Here is a 26,505-nt window from a genome sequence, read left to right on the forward strand (position 1 = left end):
GTTCCGCGCGGCCCGATCCGGACCCGAACCCACCCCTCACACTCGAACGAACCTCGAACACAGAGCCAAAGCTGTGCCCACAGACCGCCGAAAGGCGGCCGAATGCCCGTTTCCGGCGAGCAGGAAACCTGGCGAAGATTGTCGCGCCCGCGTACCGCCGGGTACAGTCGCGGCACTGCTCTGCCAGCCCATGCTGTCGAGGCGAAAGAGAAGTTGGTGAACGACCGTCACCCGTCGGAGACCCCCGCTCCGGCCTCGGCACCCGACGCCGACTACGCCCCCTATGGGTCCTACGACCAGCAGGGCGCTCAGCACGTCGGCCTCACCGGGTACGACGGCTACTCCACCGACTCCTTCTCCGCCACCGGTTTCAACGCCCCTGGCGGCTATGACGCAACGGGCGGCTTCGATACTTCCGGTTCCGGTTTCGCCGTCCCCGGCGGGGGCTTCGCGACCGACCCGCTCTTCGGCGACCTGCCCGGCGACCACGACACCGGCCAGTGGTCCACGACCGGCACCCAGCAGACCCTGACGTACGACGCGTACGCCGCCCAGCCGGGATACGACACCGGCAGCCATGACACGGCCGCCTGGGGCGCCGGGTTCCAGCCGTTGTCGGACATTCCCTCGCAGCCGGGCCCCGCCTCCGGCGCCACCTGGGACGCCACCGCCTGGAACGAGTCACCGGCGACCGGCCAGTGGGCCACGCAGGTCTTCGACACCGGCGCGTACGACGCCACCGCCTGGAACTCCAGCGGCCACGACGCGTACGACACCGCGCAGCACGACGCCTATGAACCCGCGCACCAGCACGACGCGTACGGCGTCCCCCAGCAGCACGACGCCTTCGAAGCGCGCGACACTGCCTACGATCCGCAGGATGGTTACGCCGCCCAGGACCCGTACGAGACCGCAGCCCTGAGCGCCGAGGCGTACGCCTCCGGCGACCCGGCGTACGACAGCGACGACGCCACGCACGCGTTCCTGCCCGACGAGGCCCCGGACGACCGGCTCGGCAGCGTCGAAGCGGGCGCCGAGCACGCCGAGTACGGCGACCGGCCCGACAACGAGCGCGCCACCGACGACGACCACGCGCCGGTGGCCCGCACGGAGCGCTCGCGTTCCGCCCGGTCGGCCGTGCCGCGCGGCCGGTCCCGCTCGCGCCGCTCCCCCGCCAAGCGTTCGGCGCTGTTCACCATCGCCGTGCCGTCGGCCTGTGTGATGGGCGTCGCCGGTGTGGCCGCGGCCTCCGTCAGCGGTCTCGGCGGGGGCGACGACGGCAAGGACACCCAGGCGTCCGCCCCGGACCCGGCGACCGTGAAGCCGTCCACCGCCAACAACAAGCTCGACACGCAGTTGGCGAACCTCTCCGCGGACGCGGGCGACTTCGCGGACCGCGCGAGCCGCACGCAGGAACGCATCGACCTCAAGGCCCAGAAGGTGGCCGCGCACAAGGCGGCCGTCGCGGAGGCCGCGCGCAAGGAGCGGCTGCGGCCGAAGTTCTCCCTGCCGGTCGCGCAGCGCGGCCTGAGCGCCTACTACGGCCAGGCGGGCGTCAACTGGATGTCCGCGCACTCCGGGATCGACTTCCCGGTGTCGTACGGCACGGAGGTCAAGGCCGCCACGGACGGCACGGTCTCCACGAAGTACAACAGCGCCTACGGCAACATGGCGATCGTGACCGCGAAGGACGGCACGGAGACGTGGTACTGCCACCTCTCCACGCACAAGATCGCGAGCGGGCCCGTGAAGGCGGGCGAGACCATCGCCTTCTCCGGGAACTCCGGCAACTCCACCGGCCCGCACCTGCACTTCGAGGTCCGTCCGGGCGGCGGCTCGGCGATAGACCCGCTGTCGTGGCTGCGCAGCCACGGACTCGACCCGACGTAACCCCGAGCTCGACCCGACGTGGCCTGAAGGCACGACGCGAGCCCTCCGTGCCGGTGTGCACCCCGAAGGGTGCAACTCCAGCCCCCGTCGCTGGAGTTGCCCCTAGAGTGTCTCTCTTACTCCGGGTGAGGGCTACAGCTTTTCCACCGGCGCGTACCTCAGCAGGAGCCGCTTCGGCTTTTCCGCCCCGAAGTCGACCGTCGCTTCGGCGTTCGCCCCGGTGCCCTTCACGCCGACCACCGTGCCGAGGCCGAACTGGTCGTGCGTGACGCGGTCGCCGATGGCGAGCGACACCACCGGCTTCTCCGACGCGCGGCGGGTGGCGAAGCCCTGGGCGCCGCCCGCGCGGGAGCGCGACGACGACAGCGAGGCGGCGACCCCGGCGGCGGGCCCGGACGACGCGGGCGCGCCGACGGATCCCGTCCGCTTCCAGTCCAGATGGGTCTCCGGGATCTCCTCGAGGAAGCGCGACGGCGGGTTGTACGACGGCTGGCCCCAGGCGCTGCGCAGGGAGGACCGGGTGAGGTACAGCCGCTCCCGCGCGCGCGTGATGCCGACGTACGCGAGGCGCCGCTCCTCCTCCAGCTCCTTGACCTGGCCGAGGGCGCGCATGTGCGGGAACACGCCGTCCTCCATGCCGGTCAGGAAGACGACGGGGAATTCGAGGCCCTTGGCGGTGTGCAGCGTCATCAGCGTGATGACTCCGGAGCCGTCGTCGTCCTCGTCGGGGATCTGGTCGGAGTCGGCGACCAGGGCGACGCGCTCCAGGAAGTCCGAGAGGGACCCGGCGGGCGCGGCGCCCTCCGGGGCCTCGGGAGCATCGGCGGCGGCCTCCGCTCCCGCCCCCTGGGCGGCGTTGTTGTCCTGCTCGAACTCCAGGGCCACGGCGGCCAGTTCCTGGAGGTTCTCGATCCGCGTCTCGTCCTGCGGGTCGGTGGAGGACTGGAGCTCGGCGAGGTAGCCGGTGCGCTCGAGGACCGCCTCCAGGACGACGGCGGGGCCCGCGCCGGACTCGACGACGGTGCGCAGCTCCTCCATGAGCGTGTTGAAGCGGCGCACGGCGTTCGTGGAGCGGGCCGCCATGCCGTACGCCTCGTCGACGCGGCGCAGCGCCTGCGGGAAGGAGATCTTCTCGCGCTGCGCGAGGGCGTCGATCATCGCTTCGGCGCGGTCGCCGATGCCGCGCTTCGGCACGTTCAGAATGCGGCGCAGCGGGACGGCGTCCTCGGGGTTGGCGAGGACCCTCAAGTACGCGAGGACGTCGCGGACTTCCTTGCGCTCGTAGAACCGCACACCGCCGACGACCTTGTAGGGCAGGCCGACGCGGATGAAGATCTCTTCGAAGACACGGGACTGGGCGTTCGTGCGGTAGAAGATCGCCACGTCGCCCGCCTTGGCTTCGCCGGCGTCGGTGAGGCGGTCGATCTCGTCGGCGACGAACTGGGCCTCGTCGTGCTCGGTGTCCGCCACGTACCCGGTGATGCGGGCGCCCGCGCCCGCGTTGGTCCACAGGTTCTTGGGGCGGCGGCTCTCGTTGCGCTCGATGACGGCGTTGGCCGCGGTCAGGATCGTCTGCGTGGAGCGGTAGTTCTGCTCCAGGAGGATCGTGGTCGCGTCCGGGTAGTCCTCCTCGAACTGGAGGATGTTGCGGATCGTGGCGCCGCGGAAGGCGTAGATGGACTGGTCCGCGTCACCGACGACGCACAGCTCGCCAGGGTCACCGCCCTCCCCGGAGGGGCCCACCAGCTCGCGCACGAGGGCGTACTGGGCGTGGTTGGTGTCCTGGTACTCGTCCACCATCACGTGGCGGAAGCGGCGGCGGTAGTGCTCGGCGACGTCCGGGAAGGCGCGCAGCAGGTTCACCGTCGTCATGATCAGGTCGTCGAAGTCGAGGGCGTTGGCCTCGCGGAGGCGCGACTGGTACATCGCGTACGCCTGGGCGAGCGTCTTCTCGAAGCCGTCGGCGGCCTGGGCGGCGAAGTCCTCCTCGTCGATCAGCTCGTTCTTCAGGTTCGAGATCTTGGCGCTGAAGGACTTCGGCGGGAACTTCTTCGGGTCGAGGTCCAGGTCACGGCAGACCAGGGCCATCAGACGCTTGGAGTCCGCGGCGTCGTAGATCGAGAACGAGGACGTGAAGCCCAGCTTCTTGTACTCCCGGCGCAGGATGCGCACGCACGCGCTGTGGAACGTCGACACCCACATCGCGCCCGCGCGCGGGCCGACGAGCTGCTCGACGCGCTCCTTCATCTCGCCCGCGGCCTTGTTCGTGAACGTGATCGCGAGGATCTGGCCGGGGTGCGCGCCGCGCTCCGCGAGGAGGTACGCGATGCGGTGGGTGAGCACCCGCGTCTTGCCGGATCCCGCGCCCGCGACGATGAGCAGCGGGGAGCCCGCGTGCACGACGGCCGCGCGCTGGTTCTCGTTCAGGCCGTCGAGCAGCGCCGCCGGGTCGATCGCGGGGCGGGGGGCACCGTCGCGGTAGTACGCGTCCCGGGGTGCGGGCGCGTCGAACTTCCCGTGGAACAGGTCGTCCGGAATGGGTTCCGGAGCGCTGTCCTCGGGCGGCGGCGGGGGCTCCTCGTCGTGGCCCTGCGAGGGCTTGAGGTCCGCCAGGAAGCTGTCGTCAAAGAGGCTGCTCATCGCCTCCCGAGTCTAGGCGGCCCCACTGACAACCCGCCCCGGGTTCCGCGAGGCCGCCCGGAGCCCGCCCGGTTCTCGGCCACGCCCGCGCTCCGCGCCCGGCCCGTCACGCTGTGCCACGGTCCCGGCTCCGCGCGCCAGGGCGGCGCCAAGGGCCTCGGAAAGTCACGAAAATGTATCGGGCATATCGAACATCATCCTTCCCTCGCGCCACGGGAGTTGGCTAGCGTGCTGCGCGGGCCGCACGTCCCCCCACCGGCGATCCCCGCCGGTCCCGCGCGGCCTCCGCCGAGTCCGACGCGTTCGGAGCCGGGGACCCACCACGTTCTTTGGGGTGAATCCGTTCCGTACGGCGTGCGGAACGGTAGGGCAGCCTTCCGAAGCAACCGCCCGAACCCGACAGCTAACCCGGTAGGCGGTCCACGGAAGGAGTCGCCAGCTTTGGCGTCGCACCGCAAGCCGCGCAGCCGCTCAGCCCTCGTACGCACGACCCCCGCCCTCGGCATCACGACCGCCGCCCTGACGTCGGTGGCCCTGCTGTCGCAGAGCGCGAACGCCGCGCCGTCCGCCCCCGCCGAGCCGGGCAAGCCGAGCCTCGAAGAGGTCCAGAAGAAGGTCGACGACCTCTACCAGCAGGCCGGGGTGGCCACGCAGAAGTACAACTCGGCCAAGGAGCGCACCGACAAGCAGCGCAAGAAGGCCGACCGGCTCCTGGACGACATCGCCAAGCGCACGGACCGGCTGAACGAGGCCCGGCGGGAGCTGGGCTCCTTCGCCGCCGCGCAGTACCGCACCGGTGCCGTCTCCGAGACCGCCGCGATGATGCTCGCCGACGACCCCAAAAGCTTCTTCGACCAGAACCACCTCGCGGACCGACTCACCAGCCGCCAGAAGAAGGCCGTCGACGACTACCAGACCCAGCAGGTCGCGGCGACCAAACAGCGTGCCAAGGCCACGAAGAGCCTGAAGTCGCTGCAGGACTCGCGCGACGACCTCCGGACGAGCAAGCAGACCGTCCAGACCAAGCTGACCGAGGCCCGCTCGCTCCTGTCGAAGCTGACCGCCGAGGAGAAGGCGCGGCTCGCGGCGATCGAGAAGCGCAAGGAGGAGGCCGCCAAGCGCAAGGCGGCCGAGCTGGCGCGCAAGCAGGCCGCCGAGGAGCGCGAGCGGAAGGCCGAGGAGGCAGCCGAGCGACGCGAGCGGGAGCGTGAGCAGGGTTCGGGGTCCGGTTCGGACTCCGGGGCGGACAACGGTTCCGGGTCGGGCTCGGGCTCGGACACGGGGTCCGGCTCGGGTTCGGACGCGGGTACGGGCAGCGGCTACGCGGCCAAGGCCGAGAAGGTGATCGCCTTCGCCGAGAAGCAGATGGGCAAGCCTTACGTGTGGGGTGCCACGGGGCCCGGCTCCTACGACTGCTCCGGGCTCACGCAGGCGGCCTGGAAGACCGCGGGGATCTCGCTGCCCCGCACCACCTGGGACCAGGTGAAGGTCGGCACGACCGTCCCGACCTCCCAGGCCAAGCCGGGTGACCTGGTCTTCTTCTACGACGACATCAGCCACGTCGGGATCTACATCGGCGACGGCAAGATGATCCACGCCCCGAAGCCGGGCGCGAACGTCCGCGTCGAGTCGATCTACTACATGCCGATCCACAGCGTGGTCCGGCCCGCGTGAACCGTTGCCCCTCTGCGCGCAGCGTGCGTAAACCGCTGTCTACGTAGAGGTACGAAAAAGCCCCGCACGCGTGCGTGCGGGGCTTTTTCATGTCACTCCTGCCGCTCCTGTGCCTCCTGTCACCCCTGTCAGCGGACGTTGATCACGTCCAGAGCACCGCGATGAAGATGTTCGCCGTCGTGAGGCCGCCGACCGCCCCGAACATCCCCTTGTCGACCTTCTCCTCGTCCCGCTTCACGTACACGAGCCCGAGAATCACGATCAGCAGCGCGAGCTTGATGCCGATCTTGAGGTTGTTGACCGTGTTGTCGTCGGCCTGGTTCAACCCGACGAGGGCGACACCAGTGATCAACATGGTCAACGCGCCGTGCAGCATCGCGGGGCTGAACCGGGCCGCGCCCTCGCCCATCGCCTTCATCTGGGTCAGGAAGCCGCCCAGGAGCGAGGCGATGCCGATGATGTGCAGGCCGACGAAGAGATGGATGAGTACGTCCATGGGGCGGAGCCTAATTCCCGGCCCCGGGCTCGGTCCGGGCGGGGCCATATCACCCGCCGCGGGGAACGCGGGCCACAAACGCCACCTCGGTCACGCGGGCCGCGAAACCCGCCACCGCGCCCCGGCACGGCCGCTCGTATCCGTTCACTCGGCGCCACTCATCCGTCGTTAGCGCACATCGGGTCACGAACCGGTGACGGTCAGGTTTAGCGTCCTCTGCCAGGTGACCGGCTCCCCACCGCCGCCCCGTCCAGGGCGGCAGTCGGCCACCTCCGCCGAAAGTCCGACGGCGTCCCGCTCCCCTGTGCGAGCGCCGTCGGACCGGCACTCCAGCGGCATCAGGCGCGGCGGCACCGGTGAGGGCCCCGGCCACAAGGAAGGACGTGGAGCCTCCGTGGCAGCGCACCGCAAGCCCAAGCAGCGCTCGCTCAGCGGCCATACGGCCCGTACGGCCGCCACCCTCGCCCTCGCGTCGGCCGCCACCGCGACCGCCTTCGAGGGCACCGGACACGCGGAACCCCGGCTCACTCCCAGCGAGGTGAAGGACAAGGTCGACGAGCTCTACCGCGAGGCCGAGGTCGCCACCGAGAAGTACAACGGCGCCAAGGAGAAGGCCGACAAGGCCGAGCGGTCCCTGACCGACCTGCGCGACGAGGCCGCCCGCAGGACCGAGAAGCTCAACACGGCCCGCCAGGGCCTGGGCGCCCTGGCCGCCGCGCAGTACCGCACCGGGGCCGTCGACCCGTCGGTGCAGTTGGCGCTCTCCTCCGACCCCGACGAGTTCCTCGAACGAGCCTCGCGCGCCGACCGCGCGGGCCACCGCCAGGCCGCCACCGTCACCGACGTCCGCCACCAGATCCGTGAGCTCGACCAGCTGCACACCGAGGCGGACGGCACGCTCGACGACCTCAAGTCCCGCCAGGCGGACCTGCGGAAGCACAAGAAGACCGTGACCGGCAAGCTCGCCGAGGCCAAGCGGCTGCTCGCGCGGCTCACCAGCGAGGAGCGCGCCCGCCTCGCCGCGGACGGGGCGGCCGGGGACAGCGACCGGGCCTCGCGCGAGGCCCCCCGCGGCCCCGCCCCCGGTGCCTCCAAGGCCGTCGGCTCCCGGGCCGCGGCGGCCGTCTCCTACGCCTACAAAGCTCTCGGCAGCCCCTACGTCTGGGGCGCCACCGGCCCGAACGCCTTCGACTGCTCCGGCCTCACCCAGGCCGCGTACCGCGCGGCAGGCGTCTCCCTGCCGCGCACGACGTACGCCCAGATCGACGCCGGCCGACGCGTCTCAAGGGCCGAACTCCAGCCGGGCGACCTGGTGTTCTTCTACTCGGGCATCAGCCACGTCGGCCTCTACGTCGGCGACGGCAAGATGATCCACGCCCCGAACCCGAGCGCGCCGGTGCGGCTCGCGCCCATCGACCAGATGCCGTTCGCGGGGGCCACGCGGGTGGGGTGAGCCATCCTGTCGTGGGGTGAGCCACCCCGTCCGTGGGTGATCCACCCGTCCGTGGGGTGGCCGCGCTGGGCCGTCCGATGCCCCGCCGTCAGACCAGGCGCCGCGCCGTCGCCCACCGCGTCAGCTCGTGCCGGTTGGAGAGCTGGAGCTTGCGCAGCACCGCCGAGACATGGGACTCGACCGTCTTCACGGAGATGTAGAGCTGCTTGGCGATCTCCTTGTACGCGTACCCCCGCGCGATGAGCCGCAGCACCTCGCGCTCGCGCTGCGTGAGGCGGTCCAGGTCCTCGTCGACCGGCGCCGCGTCCGTCGACGCGAACGCGTCCAGGACGAAGCCCGCCAGCCGCGGCGAGAACACCGCGTCGCCCTCCTGGACCCGGAAGATCGAGTCGACCAGGTCCGTGCCGGTGATCGTCTTGGTGACATAGCCGCGGGCACCGCCCCGGATGACCCCGATGACGTCCTCCGCCGCGTCCGACACCGAGAGCGCGAGGAACCGCACCGGGGCCTCCGCGTCCGCCATCAACGGCGCGCACCGGCGCAGGACTTCGACCCCGCCACCGCCCGGCAGGTGCACGTCGAGGAGCACCACCTCGGGGCGCGTCGCCGTGATGACCGTGACCGCCTGGTCGACGTCGGCGGCCTCGCCGACCACCTCGACGCCCGTGCGCTCCGTCTGGCCGATCTCCGCCTGCACGCCGGTGCGGAACATCCGGTGGTCGTCGACCAGGACGACCCGCACACGCCGCCCGGCCTCGGCCCCGGCCCCACCCGCCTCGCCGCCCCGCTGGGCGTCGGCCTCCGCCGGTCCGCCCGCTTCGGTCGCGTCGCTCATGTCGCCGCCGTCCTCTCCATCTCCAGCTCGACTTCCGTGCCGCCGCCCGGCACCGCGCGCAACCGCGCCGTACCGCCGTTCCGCTGCATGCGGCCGATGATCGATTCTCGTACGCCCATGCGGTCGTCCGGCACGGAATCCAGATCGAAGCCCGGACCGCGGTCCCGCACCGACACGAAGACCGTCTCCCCCTCGACTTCGGCGAAGACCTGCACCGCGCCGCCCTCGCCACCGTACTTGGCGGCGTTCACCATCGCTTCCCGCGCGGCCTGCATCTGTGCCGTCAGTCCCTCGTCGAGCGGGCAGTCCCCGACGACGACCACCTCGATCGGGACGCCGTGCTTGTCCTCGACCTCCGCGGCGCTGCGGCGCACGGCCTCGGCGAGGGTGTCGGGCTCCTCCGCCTCGTCCTTGCCGGTGCCCTCCGGCTTGTACAGCCAGGCGCGCAGGTCGCGCTCCTGGGCGCGGGCGAGACGGCGGACCTCGCTCGGGCTTTCCGCGTTGCGCTGGATCAGGGTCAGGGTGTGCAGCACCGAGTCGTGCACGTGCGCGGCGACCTCCGCCCGCTCCTGGGCACGGATGCGCATGAGGCGCTCCTCGGAGAGGTCCTGCGACATCCGCACGAGATAGGGGCCCGCGAGCAGCGCGATGCCCACGAGCACGGCGAGCGCCGCCTGGAGCGCGGCCCCGAGGTCGGACGCGGAGCCCCGCAGGACGAAGATGCCGGACACGCCCACGCCCACGAGGACGACCCCGGCGGCGGTCCGGGCGATCGTCAGCGTGCGCCGTCTGCGGCCGACCTCCATCCAGCGGGCCCTGCGGGCGTTGTCCGCCTGGCGCCAGACCAGCGCGACACCGGCGGCGACGAGCAGGGTCGGCCACAGATAGGCCTGAGTCGGACCTTCCAGGTCGACGCTGCCGACGAAGACCATGACGATGACGACCATCGCGAGCAGCGCGACGATCTGGCCCTTGTCCGGCTTGCGCGCGACCAGCTTGCGGCGGCCGTCCGGGGAGGTCTCGGTGGACACCACGGCCGGTCGCTGGGCGCCGCCGACCCCGCCGACACCCAGGGGCACGAAGAACCAGAACGCCGCGTACAGCAGGGCGCCCAGGCCGTTGTCGAGGAACAGGCCGATGAAGATGATCCGCACCCAGATCACGGGCAGCCCGAGATGGCCCGCGAGGCCGCGCGCGACCCCGCCGAGCAGGCGGCCCTCACCGCTGCGATAGAGCTTCCGCAGCGGCCGCTCGTCTTCGATGGGTACAGCTGCGGCTTCCGGCATGTGTCCGATGTTCACACGCGGGCGCGGGTGGGGGCATCAGGGTCGAGCCCCGAGACTCCCCTGATCTCCCGGCCGACCCGCCGCTGTCCCTCGGCCGACCCGCCGCTGTCCCTCGGCCGGTACGGCGCTGGTCCCTCGGCCGGTACGGCGCTGGTCGCCCGGCCGGTCGGCCGGAGCTCACGCCCGGGTTTCCCGGGCCGTCCCGAGATGAGGTCAGGGCTCTGGGCTCCGGGACGGTCAGGGACGATTTCAGGGTCGGGCCAGGGTTGTCCCGGCTGCCGCGGCGGGCGTCCGGCCGTCACCATGGAGCCATGACAGATCAGCAGCCCGCGTCGGGCCCGTCGGCCCCGCCGCACGAGACCGCCACCGCCACGGCCGCGGAGCCGGGCGGTCCGGAGGCCGTGCGCGAGCCCAAGCTCCGCCGCGACCGCCGGCACCGCAAGCTGGGCGGCGTGTGCGCGGGGCTCGGGCGGCACTGCCAGATGGACCCGGTGATCTTCCGCATCGGCCTGGCCGTGCTCGCGATCACCAGCGGCCTGGGCCTGGTCTTCTACGGCTTCGCGTGGCTGTTCGTCCCCTATGAGGACGAGGAGGAGAACGAGGCCCGCCGTCTCCTGACCGGCCGCGTGGACGGCCCCGCGCTGACGGCCGTGCTGTTCGCCCTGGTGGGCTGCGGCGTGTTCCTGACCCTGTTGAACAACAGCGACGCGCTGACCTTCGCCGCCGTCCTCGCCCTGCTGCTCGCGGGCGCGGGGTATTGGTCGCAGCACCGCGGCGCCCCCGACCCCGACCCGGTGGCGGTCCAGGCCGTGGCGGACGCGCCGCCCGAGACCCTGGCCCCGCCGGTGACGGGCGGCCCGTCCTGGTGGCGCGACCCCCTGACGAAGGGCACGGGACCGGAGGGGATGCCGAAGTACTTCTGGGGCCCGGACCCGGTCGTGGTGGAGTATCAGCCGGACGCCCCCCACTCCCCCGCAGGCCGGCGCCCGCCTGCCCCCGAGCCGACGGGTCCGCGCGGGCCGCGCTGGCTCGGCGGCTGGGTGTTCGTCGCCGCCGTCCTCGCGGCCTGTCTCGGCTCGGCCCTGACCTGGGAGGACCACCCGCTCGGCACCAGCCTGCAGACCGGCCTCGCCTGCGCGCTCGCCGTGCTCGGCCTCGGCATCGCGGCCAGTTCCTTCCTCGGTCGCACGGGCGCGGGCTCGATCGTCCTCGCGGTGATCACCGCGGGCCTGGTCGCCGGTGCCGCGGCCCTGCCGAAGAACATCACCACGGACTGGATACGCACGGACTGGCGTCCGGCCACCACGGCGGACGTCCGTCCGACCTACGAGATGGGCACAGGCGTCGGCACGCTGGACCTGAGCCGGATCGACCTCGGCAAGGACCAGACGCTGCGCACGGGCGCGGAGGTCGGCGCGGGCCGTCTGAGGGTGATCGTGCCGAGCGACGCGGAGGTGCGGCTGCGGGCCGAGGTGGGCGTCGGCGACATCCAGTTGCCGGGCGACAAGAGCAAGGACGTGGACGTGGAACCGGGCAAGGAGAAGTCGGCGACCCTGGCCCCGCCGCGGGGCGCGAAGGACGGCGGCACGATCGAGCTGCGGCTCGAAGTCGGCGTCGGACAGGTGGAGGTGGAACGTGCTGCGTCATGAGTTCCAGCCCGGCAGGCTGGTGGCGGGCTTCTTCCTGACGGCGGCCGGTCTGGTGTACGCGGGCGACGCGGGCGGGCTGTGGGACACCCCGTGGTTCGCGATGATCCCGATCGTGGTGGGAGGCCTGTTCCTCGCGGCGGCGACGGCGGCCGTGGCCCACGGCATACGCAAGGCGCGGCGGCCCCGCGCGAAGGGCTCGGGCCGTCCGGCGGGTGCCCCGGGCCGTCCGGCGACGGGCCCGAGCAGTCCGGCGGCCTGGCCCTCTCCGGACAGCGCGAAGCCCTCGGCGGCCACCGGCACCCCGGCGGGCCCCGAGGCCAAGGCACCGGCCACCGGCTTCGGCGCAGCACCGGACACGGCCTCGGGCACGGGCACGGCCTCGGACACGGGCACGACCTCAGGCACGGGCACGACCCCAGGCAGGACCCCGGACAGGGGCGCTGACAAGGCCGCTGACAGGCCCTAGCCCAGCCCGAGTCCTCTGGAGTTGCGGCGTTCGGCGAGCCAGGCGTCGACGGAGAGGTAGGACGCACCGGCGAGGATCAGGGGCAGCCAGGCCATGAGGTACGGAAGGTCGTTGCCGTAGTAGTAGGGCTCTTCGTGCCAGCTCATGGTCAGCCAGAGGCTGAGGGAGATCAGGGCGCCGCCGAGCGCGGCGATCCGGGCGAAGAAGCCGATCAGGATGCCGATGCCGACGGCGAGTTCACCGAAGGCGATGGCGTAGCCGAAGCCGACGGGGCTCTTCAGGGCCAGGTCGACGAGTTCGGGGAAGGCGGCGAGGTCGCGGACGCCGCGCATGGTCTCGCCGATGGACCCGGTGCCCTTCGCCTTCATGAAGGCGCTGTCGGTGATCTTGTCGAGGCCGGCATAGATGAAGGTGACGCCGAGGAAGACCCGTAGGGGGAGCAGGGCGTACCGGGTGGCGTTGTCGCGCCAGTCGTTCCGCCTGGCATAGCCGCTGTGGCTGTCCGTGCGCATGCCGTGAGCCATCGTGTCCGCCGCCTCTCCCGCGCCTCGGCCGTTGCCCCGTCAACTGACCATACGTACGAGAGGGAGTCGCTGCTCAGTGGCGTGCGGCGGTTTCCTCGAAGGCTTCCGGGAGCCCGCTGAGGGGGCGGGGTTCCGGGGCACTCGGGAGGGGGATGTACATGCGTCCATTCGGAGCGGTCCGGGTGGCCGGGCGAAGTGTGCGGGGAGCGGTCCGGCGTGCGGTGGTGGTGCGGGTCGGTCAGTCGGTGACGTCGATGGTGCAGCGGTTGGTCTCGACGCCCGCGGCGGTGATCACTTGGACGTCGACGCGGCCGGGTTCGACGTCGACGGGCACGGGGACGGTCAGGACGGCGTCCGTGGGGTTGGTGAAGCCGCCGGGGACGGGCACGAGGGGCACGTGGACGTGGACGGATCCGATGCGGACGGCCATCTTGGCCAGTCGGTCGGCGCTGCCCGCGCCGGGCGGGACGAAGCCGGCGCCGCGGATCTCGATGTCGTCGCCGGTGCGGATCGGGGCGTCCAGGTCGCCGGCCTCGCGGGAGCGGACGACGGAGAGGATGACGGGCCTGCCGCCCTCTGCGTACTTGCCGGCCAGGTACGTCGCGGCGGACACGAGGACCAGCAGGGCGAGACCCCACGGCAGGTCGGGCAGTTGCTCGGGGCGGCGCGCGAGCCGGACGGCGACGAAGACCACGGCGACGGCGCTGACGAGGACGTACTGGGCGTCGGCGAAGTGGCCGCGACCGGCGTCGTCGGTGAGCAGGTCGGCGGCGCGCGGCCGGTCGGCGCGGACCTTCTGGAGCCGCTGGGCGAGGACGCGCAGGCCGACGACACGGCGTACGAGCACGGCGACACCGCAGACGACGGCGAGGACGGTCACCAGGCCCGCGGCGCGGGCGAGCTCGAGGCCGTCCACGAGCTCCTCGCGCGCGTCGTGGCCGGAGGCCGCGGCGAGTTCGCCCGCGAGGACGAGCACGGCGAAGACGACGAACAGCACCCAGCAGGCGGCGACCGCGCGCGAGGTGGAGAGCCGGTTGTCCTCGCCGATGACGGGGGCGATGACGCCGCCGCGGGCGCGGTGCAGATACGCGGCGCCGCTCAGGGCCACGGCGACGACGGTCGCGGCGAGCAGCCCGGCCGTGCGGGCCGTGGTCCAGCCCGTGCCGACGGCGGTGAGGGCCTGCACGAGCAGCAGGACCAGCACGCCGACCCAGACCACGGCGAGCGTGCGCGGCCACAGTCGGGTGAGCCAGGCCTGGCCCTCGGCGCGGCCGCGCTCGGCGACGTTCCGCGCGGACTGGGTCAGCTCGTCCGACACCCACTGGCGGGAGGCGCCCGCGGAGTGGACGACGGCCGCGGGCACGCCGTGCCCGGCCGCCAGCTCGTCGCGCTTGGCGAGGAACGCGGCCACGGCGCGCCGGTGTCCCTCGCGCGCCCCGTGCGGGGAGTCGCCGCACACGCAGCCACTCCCGTGCGCCCCCTGCCTGGCTTCCTGCACCGCCACCGCGTACGCCGCCTTCCCCACCCTTGACCCAAGTCACCGCGGGATGCGCGTCCGGATCTTCGTTCGGTCGCGTGTCCGTGAACTTCCTTGCGGTGTCTGGGAATTGTGCCGCACGGACGCCTGTGCGTGTTCCGCGGGTCAGGTCAGCGGGGGTGGTCCGGCGGCGCGCTGGTTGACGCCGCGGGCGGGCGGGCACGCGTGTGCGGGCGGCGGGGCGGGTTCAGGCGAGCAGGTCGGGCTCGGCGCGGGTGATGTCCTGCCACAGGGGCTGGTAGTTGATCCAGGCCACGAGGTCGCCGCCGAGCTGGTCGCGGGTCTCGACGGCCTGCTTGTGCCCGATGAGGACCGGGCGGCCGGCGGCGCGGGCGGTGAGCTGGATCTGGCAGGAGCGTTCCATGGAGATGAACCACCAGGCGGCGGCGTCGACGGAGCCGCCGACGGTGAGCAGCCCGTGGTTGCGCAGGATGAGGGCCTTGTGGTCGCCGAGCGCGGCGGCGATGAGGCGTCCTTCGGCGGCGTCGACGGTGACGCCGGTGTAGCCGTCGTACAGGGCGTGGCTCTCGTAGAAGGCGCAGGACTCCTGGGTGAGGGGGTCGAGGAGTTCGCCGAGTGCGGCCAGGGCGCGGCCGTGCGTGGAGTGGCAGTGCGCGACGGCGACGGCGTCGGGGCGGGCGCGGTGGACCTGCGCGTGCACGGTGAAGGCGGCCTGGTTGACGTGGTGGCGGCCCTCGACGACCTGGCCCTCGGCGTTGGCGAGGACGAGGTCGCCGACGGTGACGTGCCGGAAGGGCATGCCGAAGGGATTCACCCAGAAGCAGTCGTCGTACTCGGGGTCGCACGCGGTGATGTGACCCGACACCCCGTCCTCGTAGCCGAGCCGTCCGAAGATCCTGAGGGCGGCGGCGAGCCGTTCCTTGCGGTGGCGCCGCTCGTCCTCGGGCGTCTCGTGCGCCGGCGGCATCGCGAACTGCAACCGCTCGACGGGTATGGGTGTGGGCGCCTGCATGTGTCCTCCGTCCCTGGCCGTACGGAGCGGAAGTTACCGCCGGTCAGCGCAGGAGAACAGGGGTCTCCTGGGAAGGGAGCGCACAGTCCGGCGCGGGGTGCCGCGCACGACGGGCATCGAGGTGCGCTTCCTGCAACGGCGAGCTGTGGCTCGGGATGATGCCGAACTCGCTGAAGGCGCTGGATCCGCGCCGCGATCCGCGGTTCGCGGCGCAGGCGGATCCGGGGGCGGGCACGGGGATGGCGGGCGGCGACGTACGGATCGCGGGGCGGGCGGTCGAGGTGCGGGACGGGCAGACGGTCGCGCTGTACGTGGACGAGGTGGAGCCGCCGGACCCGACGGAGTTCCCCCTGTTCCGTACGGAGCTGACGGAGGTCGTCCGGACGTCCATCGAGGAGGAGAAGTACCTGGCGGTGCAGGTCTGGAAGCCGGGACGGCCGCTGAAGAAGACCAGGAGGACGTGAGAACGCCGGTGCCGCCGCCCGGCTCGTGGGCGGCGGCACCGGCGTTCAGGCCGAAGGGGCCGACAGGGCCGTGGGGACTACTCCCACTCGATGGTGCCCGGCGGCTTGCTCGTGACGTCGAGGACGACGCGGTTGACGTCGGCGACCTCGTTGGTGATGCGGGTCGAGATCTTCGCGAGCACGTCGTACGGCAGGCGGGACCAGTCGGCCGTCATGGCGTCCTCGGAGGAGACCGGGCGCAGCACGATCGGGTGGCCGTAGGTGCGGCCGTCGCCCTGGACGCCGACGGAGCGGACGTCGGCGAGCAGCACGACCGGGCACTGCCAGATCTCGCGGTCGAGGCCGGCCGCGGTCAGCTCCTCGCGGGCGATGGCGTCGGCCTCGCGCAGCAGGTCGAGGCGGTCCTTGGTGACCTCGCCGACGATGCGGATGCCGAGGCCGGGGCCCGGGAAGGGCTGGCGCTGGACGATCTCGTCGGGCAGGCCGAGCTCCTGGCCGACCATGCGCACCTCGTCCTTGAAGAGCTTGCGCAGCGGCTCGATGAGCTGGAACTCGAGGTCCTCGGGGAGGCCGCCCACGTTGTGGTGGGACTTGATGTTGGCGGTGCCGGTGCCGCCACCGGACTCGACCACGTCGGGGTAGAGCGTGCCCTGGACGAGGAACTCGACGGGCTGGTCCCCGGGGGCCTCCGCGACGATCTCGGCCTGGGCCTGCTCGAAGACGCGGATGAACTCGCGGCCGATGATCTTCCGCTTCTCCTCGGGGTCGGACACCCCGGCGAGCGCGGAGAGGAACCGCTCCTGCGCGTCGACGACCTTCAGCTGGACGCCGGTCGCCGCCACGAAGTCCTTCTCGACCTGCTCCGTCTCCCCCTGGCGCATCAGGCCGTGGTCGACGTACACACAGGTCAGCTGGGAGCCGATGGCCTTCTGGACGAGGGCCGCGGCGACCGCGGAGTCGACGCCGCCGGACAGGCCGCAGATGGCGCGCTTGGAGCCGACCTGCTCGCGGATCGCGGTGACCTGCTCGTCGATGACGTTGCCGGTGGTCCAGGACGGGGTCAGGCCCGCGCCCCGGTACAGGAAGTGCTCCAGGACCTGCTGGCCGTGCGTGGAGTGCATGACCTCGGGGTGGTACTGGACGCCGTACAGCTTCTTCTCGTCGTTCTCGAAGGCCGCGACCGGGACGACGTCCGTGGACGCCGTGACGGCGAAGCCCTCGGGGGCGGCGCTGCACGCGTCGCCGTGCGACATCCACACGGACTGCTCGTCCGGGGTGCCCTCGAAGAGGGTGGAGCCGGACTTGGAGACGTGCAGGGGGGTGCGGCCGTACTCCCGGGCGCCCGTGTTGTCGACCGTGCCGCCGAGGGTCGTCGCCATCAGCTGGAAGCCGTAGCACATGCCGAAGACGGGGACTCCGGCCTCGAAGAGGGCGCGGTCCACCGACGGGGCCTGCTCGGCGTACACCGAGGAGGGACCGCCGGAGAGGATGATCGCCGCGGGGTTCTTGGCGAGCATCTCGGCAACCGGCATGGTGCTCGGCACGATCTCGCTGTAGACCCGGGCCTCGCGGACGCGGCGGGCGATGAGCTGGGCGTACTGCGCTCCGAAGTCGACGACCAGGACGGTGTCGGGGGCGGCGGGGGGCGCTACTGGCACGGTTTGCCTTCCGGCGGTGAGCAAGAGGGTGTGTCCGTCGATTCTAACGGGGGTCGGGGGGTGGGCGTCTGGTGTGGTTGTTCGCCCCCTCTGACCCCTCCGCCCTCTCTGACCCCTCTGTCCCCGCTGTCCCCGCTGTCTCCTCCGCCCCTCTGCCCCCCGCCCCTTCCCGTCCCGTTCCAGGGGCCGCGCGCTCCGGGCCCCCTGTCGCGCTGCGCGCTCGTCCTCGGGCGCCGGACGGGCCGGGACGGCCGGCATGGGCAGAGTTGGGGGGTGCCGGGCGCGCGCACGGGGTGCGTACACTGGGGCCCATGTTCACGCACTCGACCTTCGTCTTTACCTATGGCATCCGGCTCGCCGGCTGCCATGGTCGAGCTGCTTGACGTAACGCCAAGCGACTTCCCAGGCGCCCCGGGCCGACAAGGCCCGGGGCGTTCTGTTGTTCCCGGGCACTGCCGTCCCGGGGCTCCGCCACCCGACCAAGGAGCCCCACCACCATGAACGCCGCCATTCCCGCCACTTCCGCCACTCCCGCCACGACGCCGACCACCGCCGCCGAACAGACCGGCGCCCGCACCCCCGAGGCCGCCGAGCTCATCGGCGGTGCCCGTGAGCGCATCGACGCCCTCGACGACCGGATCATCGGGCTCGTCCAGGAACGGATGGCCGTCTCCGCCGTCATCCAGGAAGCCCGCATCAGCTCGGGCGGGCGGCGCGTGAACCTCTCCCGCGAGATGGAGGTTCTCAGCCACTACAGGGACGCCCTGGGCAAGCCCGGCACCCAGCTCGCCATGACGCTCCTCGAGCTGTGCCGGGGCCGCGTCTGAGCCCTGGCCCCGCCCGGCCAGGGCGTGGGCGGGCCCTGGCCGGCGGGGCCGAGCTCCTTCGGAGCCGTGTCGGAGCCCTCCCGGAGCCCTCCCGGAGCCCTCTCGGAGCCCTCTCAGCGACACACCCGCCCCCGGCGGAAACCGGAACCACTGCGCCACGGACCTGAGTTCGGATCCCTTCTCACCCGTACGGCGCGTGACCGGTTCCCGACGGACTTCGTTGGTCCCGATGTCCGTGCCAGCCAGGGGCGGGCCGCAAGAACCACGCGTGGCTCCGCTGGAGCGATGAGGCGTACGCGCATCGCGTACGCCGTGGGACCTCGCTCCAGAGAAGTGACCGGACGGCAGGGGACAGCAGCCCGGTCACCCAGGGAACGGTCGGCTCCGGGGACGCCCGGAGCCGGTCGGCCTCCGTCCCCTTCCGGTACCGCTCCCGCACCGCTCCCGTCTCATTTCCACCCCGTTTCCGGGCCCGCCCCCGGCCCGTCCCCACCTCACTCTTGCCTCGTTCCCGCCCCGTTCTCGGTCTGCTCCCCCTGTGCTCCCCTTCCGTTCTCGTTCCGTTTGCCGCTCCGCCCGGCCGGGCCGTTCCGGCGGTCCCGTCCCCTCCGTTTCGCCGCTGTCCGCTCCGCACGCTTTTCGGCCAGCCTCACCGCTCCGATCCATTCCGGCCTTGCGCCCCAAGATGTCGTCGAAACAGTTGCGCGGAGAACCGGCCATCCTCCACGATGCGTAGAGGGAGAGGGGCTCAGGACCCCGCTCTCCACAACTCCATCGCCATTGGTCTACTCCAGCCGTGCGCCCCCTGTGCGCCGGGTCGGCCACCGGCTCTCTCGACCAGCGGCGCACTCCCCCGGCGCCGCCCCGAGGCACCGACGCTGCCCTGACGTCGGTGCTGACAGCCAAGGGCCCCGCGGATCCGTCCCGCGGGGCCCTTCGCTCTTCCACCGAACCGGGCGGCGGCCTTCCACTGACCGGCGACCTGCCACCGAACCAACGCCAGGAGGCCCACCGCGCCTCGTCCGGCGCCGACGCCTACCCCACCTTGTCCAGCTGCGCGTCCACCACCGCCGCCGGCACCTCGGGCGCCTCGTCCGCCTTGTCCGGGCCGGGCAGGTCCGAGCCTCCGCCACCCTCCCGGGACTCCTCCTCGCCCGCCACGGCCTCCGGGTCGTAGTAGTTCCGCGCGACGAAGGAGACCAGCGTCGAGCCGTCCCGCACCACGACGACGGCGTGCCGCTTCACGAACTGCTCCTCGCGGCTGCCGATCCTGTACGCGACCGACTCGTCACCCTTGTCCGGCGCGGACTCGGGCGTGACGCCGCTGTACCGCACGCCGCCCGCACGGAACGCGCCGCACTCCTTCGCCTTCGCCGCCGCCCGCACCTCCCGCAGCGCCTTCCGCGCGCTGTTCTGGCTGTCGTACGCGAACAGCTCGACGTCCGTCGCCACCAGGTCGTCGCGCACGCGCTTCGGCGCCACCGTGCGGCCCGCGTGCGCCTGGGCCTTCGGCGGGGTGGCCGCGGCCGTCATGTCCGAGAGCGGGCGGCAGGCGGCCGGGGTCGCCGCGGCGCCGTCCGACGCGGCCTCCAGCTTCGACCGCTCCCGGGGCGTCACCTCGTACCGCTTCAGGGCCGGGCGCTTCAGGTCGTCCGCGGCGAGGACCTTCGCCTTCAGCTTCTTCGCCTCCGGGGAGCGGTCCGCGGAGCCGCCGTCGGCACCCGCCCCGTCCGACCCGCCGCCCGGCCCCTTCGGCTTCGCCTGCGACGTCGACGACTTGCCGCCGTCACGGCCGTCGCCCTTGTCCCCGTCGCCGCCACCGCACGCGGCGGTCAGACCCAGAGCGGCCGCGACCGAGACGGCCGCGACGACACGCGACACAGCTGACTTCACGTTCCGTTCCCCCATGGTTCCTGGCGCACCCCGGGCGCAGCACGCCGCGCGCACGCCTCGCACGTCCATGCGGAGTCACCCGCACCTCTTCTACGACTGAAGATCGACGTGCGCGGTTCCCTCGGACGCCCGGCCAGCCGCGTGACGCGTACACGACTTACGTCACACCCCGGTCGCCCGACCGCCCCCGAGGGCACCCCCTCGGCCCGAGGGCACCCCCTCGGCCCGACGGCGCCGGAACCGGCGTCACTGCCAGGGCCAGAACCGGTACGGGCTCAGGACCAGGATCGCCAGGACCATGCAGCCCCCGACGATCAGCACGCTCCGCACCTGGCGCCACCGCTCGGACCGCTCCGAGCGGCCACCGGCCCGCCCCGTGGGCGCGGCCCGCCACTCGTCGGGGCGCCACGGCTGCGCGGACTCCTCCCTGCGCTTGCGCCGCTTGCGGCCGACGACGCCCTCGGCCTCCTTCCGCGCCGCCTCCTGGTCCAGGCGGCGCAGCCGCTCGGCGACCATGCGCGCCCGCGCGGACGGCTCCTTCGGCGCGGACGCCCGGATCTCCCGCTCACTGTCCTGCTCGAACCGGCGCCACACCTCGTCGGGTATGGACGACTCGTCGTCAGGCTCGCGCGGCGACTGCACGGACACTGTGCCCCCAAAGAATCCATTCCAGAGCGTGCTTCATCAGTGTGCTACGTCAGCGAGCTCCATCTCGCTTGCAAACGGGGGAAGTTCTACGACACGGCCCCGCGGCGGCACAAGCCGGCGCCCAAATCGACCCGCACGCATGTGACTCACGCCACATAAGAATTCTGTGAGTCCCAGGACAACCATTCCCGGCCTGCGCAGGTCATCCATGCGTAACCACGGCCACTTCCGCGCCCCGCCGCGGAGGCCTCCACCTCCGTACCGCGCGGGCGCGGTGCGCCGGACTCTCTGAGGTCTTCATGAAGCTTCGCCGTGCTCTGGCCGCCGCGGCGGCGACGGCCGTCATCGCCCCGCTCGCGCTGCTCTCAGCACCGGCCGCGTTCGCAACTGAGGACGTGAGCACAACGCCGTCAGCCAACGCGACACCCCCGGCCGAGTCCCCCGGCCCGGAGGACCCCGCCGAGCCCGGCGACGGCACGAAGCCCGGCGACGGCGACACCGAGCCCGAGGACCCGACGAAGCCCGATGACCCGGCCGAGCCCGGCGACGGCACCGAGCCCGGCGAGGGCGACGCGAAGCCCGGCGACGACACCGAGCCCGGCGACAGCGACGCGAAGCCCGGCGACGGCGACACCGATCCAGGTGACGACACCGAGCCCGGCGAGGACACCACCGGCCCCGGCGACGAGACCACCCCGACCGACGAGCCCACCGAGTGCCCGGTCGACGACGAGAGCGGCGAGGACGCCGCGAACGCGCTGGAACTCAAGCTCAAGGGCCTGCCCGGCAAGATCGTCGCGGGCAGCGGCTGGCACGAGTTCAAGCTGATCGCGGCCAACCCCAGCGACGAGGACCTCGGCAAGGTCAGGTGGCTGGCCGCCGCGGACAACTTCTCGGAGAGCGAGGACGAGAAGGACTGGCTGAGCAGCTACACGCGCATCCAGTTCTACGACCCCGAGGCCAAGGGCTGGAAGTCGATCGTCGACGAGGTCGAGAGCGGCGTCACCTTCGGCACGACGACGCTCGCCGCCAAGGAGCAGGTCGAGATCAGGCTGCGCCTGAACATCAACAAGAAGGCCCCGGCGGGCGACGGCTACGCGTTCGGCCTCGGCGGCTATGTGGACTCCGAGCTGAACTGCGAGCACAACGCGTTCGCGTTCTTCGACTTCACCGTCCTGAAGCCCGGCAGCGACAACGAACACCCCGGTGAGGCGATCCCGCGGCCGGACGTCACCGAGCCGCCGGCCGCCAAGAAGCCGCAGGGCGGCCGCGCCGACGAGGTGAAGAAGACGGTCGCGGACATCCCGCCCACCGGCAGCCTCGCCCAGACCGGCTCCAGCTCCGCCCTTCCGACCATCGGCATCGTCGGCGGCATCGCCGTCGTCGCGGGCGCCGGCGCGGTGTACGTCGTACGCCGCCGCTCGAACTCGGACGCCGCCGCCTAGGCGACGTACCGCGAGACGCGAAGGACCTGCACTCGGAGGGGGGTGCAGGTCCTTTCGCGCGTCTGGCCGCGGTCTTCGCGTACGTACGCCGTTGCGCGCGGGTAGCCGTCTCCGCACAGGTGCCCCTCTTCGCGCGAATACGCCTCTTCGCGCGGATACGCCTCTTCCCGCAGGTACGCCTCTTCCCGCAGGTACGCCGCTTACTTCTTCTTCGGCACCGCGGGCACCCCGAGGAACGGCAGCCGGAGCGCGCCGAAGGCATGGGCCGGAACCGCCGGGGACTTCGGCTCGACCGGCGCGAGCCGCGTGTAGGCGGCGCCCTGGGCCGGACGCGGGTCCGCCTCGCCCTTGTTGGGCCAGAACGACATGGCGCGCTCGGCCTGCGCGGTGATCGTGAGCGAGGGGTTCACGCCGAGGTTCGCGGAGACGGCGGCACCGTCGACCACGGAGATGCCGGGGTGGCCGTACAGCCGGTGGTAGGGGTCGATGACACCGGTGTCGGGGCCGTCGCCGATCGGGCAGCCGCCGAGGAAGTGCGCGGTCAGCGGGGTGCCCATGAGCTCGCCGACGTTGGAGCCGGGGAAGCCGTTGATCTCCTCGGCGATGAGGGACGCGGCGTGGGTGGCCTCGGGGATCTGGTCCGGGTTGGGCGCGCCGTGGCCCTGCCGCGCGGTCAACAGGCCCTTGCCGATGCCCTTCTCCTTGCGGTACGTGGTCAGCGAGTTGTCGAGGGTCTGCATCACCAGGCCGATGATGGTGCGCTCCGACCAGCGGTGGTTGGACAGGGAGCGCACGGTCAGGAGCGGGTGGCGCACGGTGTTGGCGAGCCAGCCGGCGACGCGCGCCTTGCCGCCCTTCACGGTGTACGGGACCTGGAGCAGCGTCAGGCCGCCCATCGCGTTGGACTTCCTGCCGTAGCGGACGGGCTCGATGTGGGTCGTGGCGTTCGGGTGGATGGACGAGGTGATGGCCACGCCCTTGGTGAAGTCGACCTTGCCGTCCGCGCCCGCGAGGCCGGCGTGGCGCCTGCGGTAGCGGCGGTCCGTCGTCTGGGCGCCCACCAGGGCCTCGGAGTTGGTGCGGGTCAGATCGCCGAGGCGGCGGGACACGCGGGGCAGCAGATGGCTGTCCTTCATGCGGTGCAGGAGCGTCTGGGTGCCGTAGGTGCCTGCGGCGAGGACGACGCGGCGGGCGCGGAAGGTGCGGCCCCTGCCCTTGCGTTTGTTGTCGGTGGGCAGCGTGCCCACCGCGTAGCCGCCGCGCGAGTCCTCGGTGAGCGCCACCACGGACGTCATCGGGTGGATGACCGCTCCGGCCTTCTCGGCGAGGTAGAGGTAGTTCTCGTTGAGGGTGTTCTTCGCGCCGTGGCGGCAGCCCGTCATGCACTCGCCGCACTCGGTGCAGGCGCGCCGTGCCGGTCCGGCGCCGCCGAAGTAGGGGTCGGGAACTTCCCTGCCGGGCTCGGCCGTTGACTCACCGGTGGCGTCCCGTCCGTCACCGAAGAAGACGCCGACCGGCGCCATGTGGAAGCTGTCGCCCACCCCCATGGCCTGCGCGGCGGCCTTGAGGTGGACGTCGGAGGGGGTGGTCGTGGGGTTGAGCCGCACGCCGAGCATCCGCTTGGCCTGCTCGTAGTACGGACGCAGCTCGTCCTGCCAGTCCGTGATGTCCTTCCACTGCGGATCGTCGAAGAACGCCGCGGGCGGTACGTAGAGTGTGTTCGCGTAGTTCAGCGATCCGCCGCCCACGCCCGCGCCCGCCAGGACCATCACGTTGCCGAGCAGATGGATGCGCTGGATGCCGTAGAGGCCGAGCGCCGGGGCCCAGAGGTAGTTCTTTATGTCCCAGGAGTTCTTGGGCAGTTGCGCGCGCGTGAAGCGGCGGCCCGCCTCCAGGACGCCGACGCGGTAGCCCTTCTCCGTGAGCCGCAGGGCGGACACGGAACCGCCGAAGCCGGAGCCTATGACGATGACGTCGTAGTCGTAGCCGTCGACATCGACGTCGTAGTCGTAGTCGTAGCCGTCGTCGTCCGCGCTCCGGACGGAGTTCTCCTGTGGCATGGGGTCTCCTCGGTGCAAGTCGGTCTGCGAGCCGCCTGTGGGTGGGCGCGCCCACGCGGCGGAGCCGCGTGGGGACACAGCCCCTCGCCCCGCGGGGCACGGGACAGCACGGCCGCTCAACGCAAGCGCAAGGCCTTCATGAGCTTCAGGCTCGTCGTCATGAACGCCGCGTGCTTCTCGTCGCTCATGCCGAAGGACGGTGCCAGCGGGATGAGCCGCTGGTGGGCCACGGTCTGCGCCTCGGTGTACTTGAGGATGCCCTCGGAGCCGTGGCGGCGGCCGAGGCCCGAGTCCTTCATGCCGCCCATCGGGGACTGCACGCTGCCGTAGGCGGGCGCGAAGCCCTCGTTGACGTTGACGGTGCCGGTGCGCAGGCGGGCGGCGAGGGCGCGGCCGCGCCTGCCGTCCTTCGTCCAGACCGAGGAGTTCAGACCGTAGGAGGTGGAGTTGGCGAGTTCGACGGCCTCGTTCTCGTCGGTGAAGCGGTAGAGCGAGACGACCGGTCCGAAGGTCTCCTCCGCGCACACCGCCATGGGCGACTCGACGCCGTCCAGGATGGTCGGCTCGTAGAAGTAGGGGCCGATGTCGGGCCGGGCCACGCCGCCCGCGACGAGCGTGGCGCCCTTGGCGACGGCCTCGTCCACGTGCCGCCGGGTGGCCTCCAGCTGGCGCTCGCCGACGAGGGAGCCCATCTCGGCGCCGTACGCGAGCGACCGGCCGAGCCGCATCGCCTTGGTCTTCGCCGCGAACCGCTCGACGAAGGCGTCGGCGACGGCCTCGTGGACGTACAACCGCTCGATGGAGATGCACAGTTGGCCGGCCGAGGAGAAGCAGGCGCGGACGGCGCCCGCGGCGGCCTTCTCCACGTCGGCGTCGTGCAGGACCAGCATGGCGTTCTTGCCGCCGAGTTCGAGGGAGACGCCGACGAGGCGGGCGGCGGCGCCGGTGGCGACCTCGCGGCCGGTGCGGGTCGAGCCGGTGAAGGAGACGTAGTCGGCGTGCTTGACGATCTCGGGGCCGATGACGGGGCCGTCGCCGAGCACGACCTGGAACACCTCGGCGGGGAGGCCCGCCTCGATGATCAGGTCCCGGGCCCAGAGCGCCGTCAGGGCGGTCTCCGTGTCGGGCTTCATCACCAGCGCGTTGCCCGCGACCAGGGCGGGCAGGGCGTCGCCGATGGACAGCTCCAGGGGGTAGTTCCAGGGGGCGATCTGGCCGACGACGCCGCGCGGCTGGCGCAGCTCGGTGACCTTGGTGAGGGCCGGTACGACGCCGGTGTGGCGCTTGGGGTTCAGATACGCCCCGGCGCGGCGGCCGTAGTGCCGGGCCGCGACGACGACGGCCTGGATCTCCTCGTGCGCGTGCAGCCGCGCCTTGCCGGTCTCCAGCTGGATCAGGTCGAGGACCTCGGCCTGGCGCTGGAGCACCAGGTCGTGGAAGCGCAGCAGGACGGCGGCGCGCTGGCGCACCGGCGTGCGCGCCCACGGGACCTGCGCCACGCGCGCCCGCTCGAAGGCGGTCGCCACGTCCTCGGGGGTGGACTCCGGCAGGTCGGCCAGCTTCTCGCCGGTGAACGGCGAGTGGTTGACCGTACGGCCCGAGCCGATCACCTCCCGGGTGAGCTGGGCGACCAGCTCCGGCGTGACCACGTCGGCGGCGGTGCGTGCGCCGCTGGGGGCCGGGGCGACCGGGTTCGTACCGAGGGGCTTGGCAGGGGCCTGCGAGTCCGTCATGACGGTGAGCGTATGCCTGAGCGGACGCTTTGGGTACCCATGGGTAACGAGCTTTCACCACGCACGCACACGCAGCCGCGGGCCGCTTCGTTCGCTGCCAGTGCTTGCTGGCGACAAAGGTGCTGATCAGGGCGTTCCTCGGGCCTCAACCGGCCGCTCCGCAGCGGACGTCAGCCCGTCACCGTGTCCTTGCCGACCTTCAGCCGCGCCCGCACGCCCTTGAAGAGTCCGGTGCCCTCCTTCTCCTCCGCCGTGCCCTTCGGCATGTCCACGCGCAGCTCGCAGAACTCCTGGCCCGCCGTGATGATCATGAGCTGCAGGCAGCGGATCGGGGTGGTCACGGAATCGTCGTCG

Annotated in this window: 20 protein-coding genes, 1 pseudogene and 1 riboswitch; of the genes and pseudogenes, 8 read left to right on the forward strand and 13 right to left on the reverse strand. The window is 72.1% G+C overall.

What is annotated here, in order from left to right; genetic code table 11:
* Positions 1 to 216: 216 nt before the first annotated feature.
* Positions 217 to 1,890, forward strand: coding sequence for a M23 family metallopeptidase (locus QUY26_RS14980; RefSeq protein ID WP_289946806.1), 1,674 nt, complete (start codon positions 217 to 219; stop codon positions 1,888 to 1,890).
* A gap of 132 nt (positions 1,891 to 2,022) precedes the next feature.
* Here QUY26_RS14980 and pcrA read toward each other — a convergent pair whose 3' ends face one another.
* Positions 2,023 to 4,530: a DNA helicase PcrA gene (gene pcrA / locus QUY26_RS14985; RefSeq protein WP_289946807.1), complete on the reverse strand. Its 2,508-nt coding sequence runs from the start codon at positions 4,528 to 4,530 to the stop codon at positions 2,023 to 2,025.
* A gap of 276 nt (positions 4,531 to 4,806) precedes the next feature.
* Positions 4,807 to 4,963, forward strand: a riboswitch (cyclic di-AMP (ydaO/yuaA leader).
* Between the two features lie 8 nt (positions 4,964 to 4,971).
* Here pcrA and QUY26_RS14990 point away from each other — a divergent pair.
* Entirely contained in the window at positions 4,972 to 6,204 is a 1,233-nt protein-coding gene (locus QUY26_RS14990) for a C40 family peptidase (protein WP_289946809.1), read from the forward strand.
* Between the two features lie 142 nt (positions 6,205 to 6,346).
* Here the strand turns inward: QUY26_RS14990 and QUY26_RS14995 are convergent, their stop codons facing one another.
* Positions 6,347 to 6,700, reverse strand: a complete 354-nt coding sequence (locus QUY26_RS14995; RefSeq protein ID WP_289946810.1) for a hypothetical protein — start codon at positions 6,698 to 6,700, stop codon at positions 6,347 to 6,349.
* Between the two features lie 394 nt (positions 6,701 to 7,094).
* Between QUY26_RS14995 and QUY26_RS15000 the strand changes: the two genes are divergently transcribed.
* On the forward strand, positions 7,095 to 8,153 hold the full coding sequence (locus QUY26_RS15000; RefSeq protein WP_289946811.1) for a C40 family peptidase: 1,059 nt from the start codon (positions 7,095 to 7,097) through the stop codon (positions 8,151 to 8,153).
* An 88-nt stretch (positions 8,154 to 8,241) separates the two neighbouring features.
* Here the strand turns inward: QUY26_RS15000 and QUY26_RS15005 are convergent, their stop codons facing one another.
* On the reverse strand, positions 8,242 to 8,988 hold the full coding sequence (locus tag QUY26_RS15005; protein WP_289946813.1) for a LuxR C-terminal-related transcriptional regulator: 747 nt from the start codon (positions 8,986 to 8,988) through the stop codon (positions 8,242 to 8,244).
* On the reverse strand, positions 8,985 to 10,274 hold the full coding sequence (locus QUY26_RS15010; RefSeq protein ID WP_289946815.1) for an ATP-binding protein: 1,290 nt from the start codon (positions 10,272 to 10,274) through the stop codon (positions 8,985 to 8,987). Before QUY26_RS15010 ends, QUY26_RS15005 begins: the two co-directional genes overlap by 4 nt.
* Before the next feature lie 311 nt (positions 10,275 to 10,585).
* Between QUY26_RS15010 and QUY26_RS15015 the strand changes: the two genes are divergently transcribed.
* The gene (locus QUY26_RS15015) at positions 10,586 to 11,923 is read left to right on the forward strand and encodes a PspC domain-containing protein (protein ID WP_289946817.1); all 1,338 of its coding nucleotides are present in this window, start codon (positions 10,586 to 10,588) and stop codon (positions 11,921 to 11,923) included.
* The gene (locus QUY26_RS15020) at positions 11,910 to 12,389 is read left to right on the forward strand and encodes a hypothetical protein (protein WP_289956418.1); all 480 of its coding nucleotides are present in this window, start codon (positions 11,910 to 11,912) and stop codon (positions 12,387 to 12,389) included. The genes QUY26_RS15015 and QUY26_RS15020 overlap by 14 nt, the downstream gene beginning before the upstream one ends.
* Here the strand turns inward: QUY26_RS15020 and QUY26_RS15025 are convergent.
* The 3 genes from QUY26_RS15025 to QUY26_RS15035 all read right to left on the reverse strand — a co-directional run bounded on the left by QUY26_RS15025 (position 12,386) and on the right by QUY26_RS15035 (position 15,423).
* Positions 12,386 to 12,913 (reverse strand): DoxX family protein, encoded by a 528-nt coding sequence (locus QUY26_RS15025; protein ID WP_436840334.1) that lies wholly within the window; start codon positions 12,911 to 12,913, stop codon positions 12,386 to 12,388. The two genes, QUY26_RS15020 and QUY26_RS15025, sit on opposite strands and share 4 nt — an antisense overlap.
* Before the next feature lie 238 nt (positions 12,914 to 13,151).
* Positions 13,152 to 14,417, reverse strand: coding sequence for a hypothetical protein (locus QUY26_RS15030; protein ID WP_289946822.1), 1,266 nt, complete (start codon positions 14,415 to 14,417; stop codon positions 13,152 to 13,154).
* Positions 14,418 to 14,637: 220 nt separating this feature from the next.
* Positions 14,638 to 15,423, reverse strand: coding sequence for a class II aldolase/adducin family protein (locus tag QUY26_RS15035; RefSeq protein ID WP_289946824.1), 786 nt, complete (start codon positions 15,421 to 15,423; stop codon positions 14,638 to 14,640).
* A gap of 82 nt (positions 15,424 to 15,505) precedes the next feature.
* Between QUY26_RS15035 and QUY26_RS15040 the strand changes: the two are divergent.
* Positions 15,506 to 15,887: pseudogene (locus QUY26_RS15040) on the forward strand (pyridoxamine 5'-phosphate oxidase family protein); the annotation flags it as partial.
* A gap of 77 nt (positions 15,888 to 15,964) precedes the next feature.
* Here QUY26_RS15040 and guaA read toward each other — a convergent pair.
* Complete coding sequence (gene guaA / locus QUY26_RS15045) at positions 15,965 to 17,545, reverse strand: glutamine-hydrolyzing GMP synthase (protein ID WP_289946826.1); 1,581 nt, start codon at positions 17,543 to 17,545, stop codon at positions 15,965 to 15,967.
* A 497-nt stretch (positions 17,546 to 18,042) separates the two neighbouring features.
* Between guaA and QUY26_RS15050 the strand changes: the two genes are divergently transcribed.
* Entirely contained in the window at positions 18,043 to 18,372 is a 330-nt protein-coding gene (locus tag QUY26_RS15050; RefSeq protein ID WP_289946828.1) for a chorismate mutase, read from the forward strand.
* Between the two features lie 1,035 nt (positions 18,373 to 19,407).
* On the opposite strand, the gene QUY26_RS15055 is transcribed toward QUY26_RS15050, so the two are convergent.
* Together QUY26_RS15055 and QUY26_RS15060 are read right to left on the reverse strand one after the other, a co-directional pair.
* A complete protein-coding gene (locus QUY26_RS15055) occupies positions 19,408 to 20,265 on the reverse strand; it encodes a hypothetical protein (protein ID WP_289946831.1) in 858 nt (285 codons plus the stop codon).
* 246 nt (positions 20,266 to 20,511) lie between these two features.
* Positions 20,512 to 20,907 carry a hypothetical protein gene (locus QUY26_RS15060; protein ID WP_289946834.1) on the reverse strand — a complete coding sequence of 132 codons (396 nt, stop codon included), beginning with the start codon at positions 20,905 to 20,907 and terminating at the stop codon, positions 20,512 to 20,514.
* Positions 20,908 to 21,212: 305 nt separating this feature from the next.
* On the opposite strand from QUY26_RS15060, the gene QUY26_RS15065 reads away from it, so the two are divergent.
* Positions 21,213 to 22,358, forward strand: coding sequence for an LPXTG cell wall anchor domain-containing protein (locus QUY26_RS15065; RefSeq protein WP_289946836.1), 1,146 nt, complete (start codon positions 21,213 to 21,215; stop codon positions 22,356 to 22,358).
* A gap of 200 nt (positions 22,359 to 22,558) precedes the next feature.
* On the opposite strand, the gene QUY26_RS15070 is transcribed toward QUY26_RS15065, so the two are convergent.
* From QUY26_RS15070 to QUY26_RS15080, 3 genes are all read right to left on the reverse strand, one after another.
* Positions 22,559 to 24,418 carry a GMC family oxidoreductase N-terminal domain-containing protein gene (locus QUY26_RS15070; RefSeq protein WP_289946838.1) on the reverse strand — a complete coding sequence of 620 codons (1,860 nt, stop codon included), beginning with the start codon at positions 24,416 to 24,418 and terminating at the stop codon, positions 22,559 to 22,561.
* Positions 24,419 to 24,534: 116 nt separating this feature from the next.
* The gene (locus QUY26_RS15075) at positions 24,535 to 26,151 is read right to left on the reverse strand and encodes a succinic semialdehyde dehydrogenase (RefSeq protein WP_289946840.1); all 1,617 of its coding nucleotides are present in this window, start codon (positions 26,149 to 26,151) and stop codon (positions 24,535 to 24,537) included.
* A 170-nt stretch (positions 26,152 to 26,321) separates the two neighbouring features.
* Complete coding sequence (locus tag QUY26_RS15080) at positions 26,322 to 26,492, reverse strand: hypothetical protein (protein WP_289946842.1); 171 nt, start codon at positions 26,490 to 26,492, stop codon at positions 26,322 to 26,324.
* Between the last annotated feature and the right edge of the window lie 13 nt (positions 26,493 to 26,505).

Source organism: Streptomyces flavofungini (assembly GCF_030388665.1).
Classification (GTDB): domain Bacteria; phylum Actinomycetota; class Actinomycetes; order Streptomycetales; family Streptomycetaceae; genus Streptomyces; species Streptomyces flavofungini_A.

Coding starts and splice junctions, on each gene's coding strand:
- QUY26_RS15005 (WP_289946813.1), bottom strand. CDS start 8,988: ATGAGCGACGCGACCGAAGCGGGCGGACCGGCGGAGGCCGACGCCCAG.
- QUY26_RS14995 (WP_289946810.1), bottom strand. CDS start 6,700: ATGGACGTACTCATCCATCTCTTCGTCGGCCTGCACATCATCGGCATC.
- pcrA (WP_289946807.1), bottom strand. CDS start 4,530: ATGAGCAGCCTCTTTGACGACAGCTTCCTGGCGGACCTCAAGCCCTCG.
- QUY26_RS15025 (WP_436840334.1), bottom strand. CDS start 12,913: ATGGCTCACGGCATGCGCACGGACAGCCACAGCGGCTATGCCAGGCGG.
- QUY26_RS15035 (WP_289946824.1), bottom strand. CDS start 15,423: ATGCAGGCGCCCACACCCATACCCGTCGAGCGGTTGCAGTTCGCGATG.
- QUY26_RS15010 (WP_289946815.1), bottom strand. CDS start 10,274: ATGCCGGAAGCCGCAGCTGTACCCATCGAAGACGAGCGGCCGCTGCGG.
- QUY26_RS15065 (WP_289946836.1), top strand. CDS start 21,213: ATGAAGCTTCGCCGTGCTCTGGCCGCCGCGGCGGCGACGGCCGTCATC.
- QUY26_RS15015 (WP_289946817.1), top strand. CDS start 10,586: ATGACAGATCAGCAGCCCGCGTCGGGCCCGTCGGCCCCGCCGCACGAG.
- QUY26_RS15070 (WP_289946838.1), bottom strand. CDS start 24,418: ATGCCACAGGAGAACTCCGTCCGGAGCGCGGACGACGACGGCTACGAC.
- QUY26_RS15050 (WP_289946828.1), top strand. CDS start 18,043: ATGAACGCCGCCATTCCCGCCACTTCCGCCACTCCCGCCACGACGCCG.
- QUY26_RS15075 (WP_289946840.1), bottom strand. CDS start 26,151: ATGACGGACTCGCAGGCCCCTGCCAAGCCCCTCGGTACGAACCCGGTC.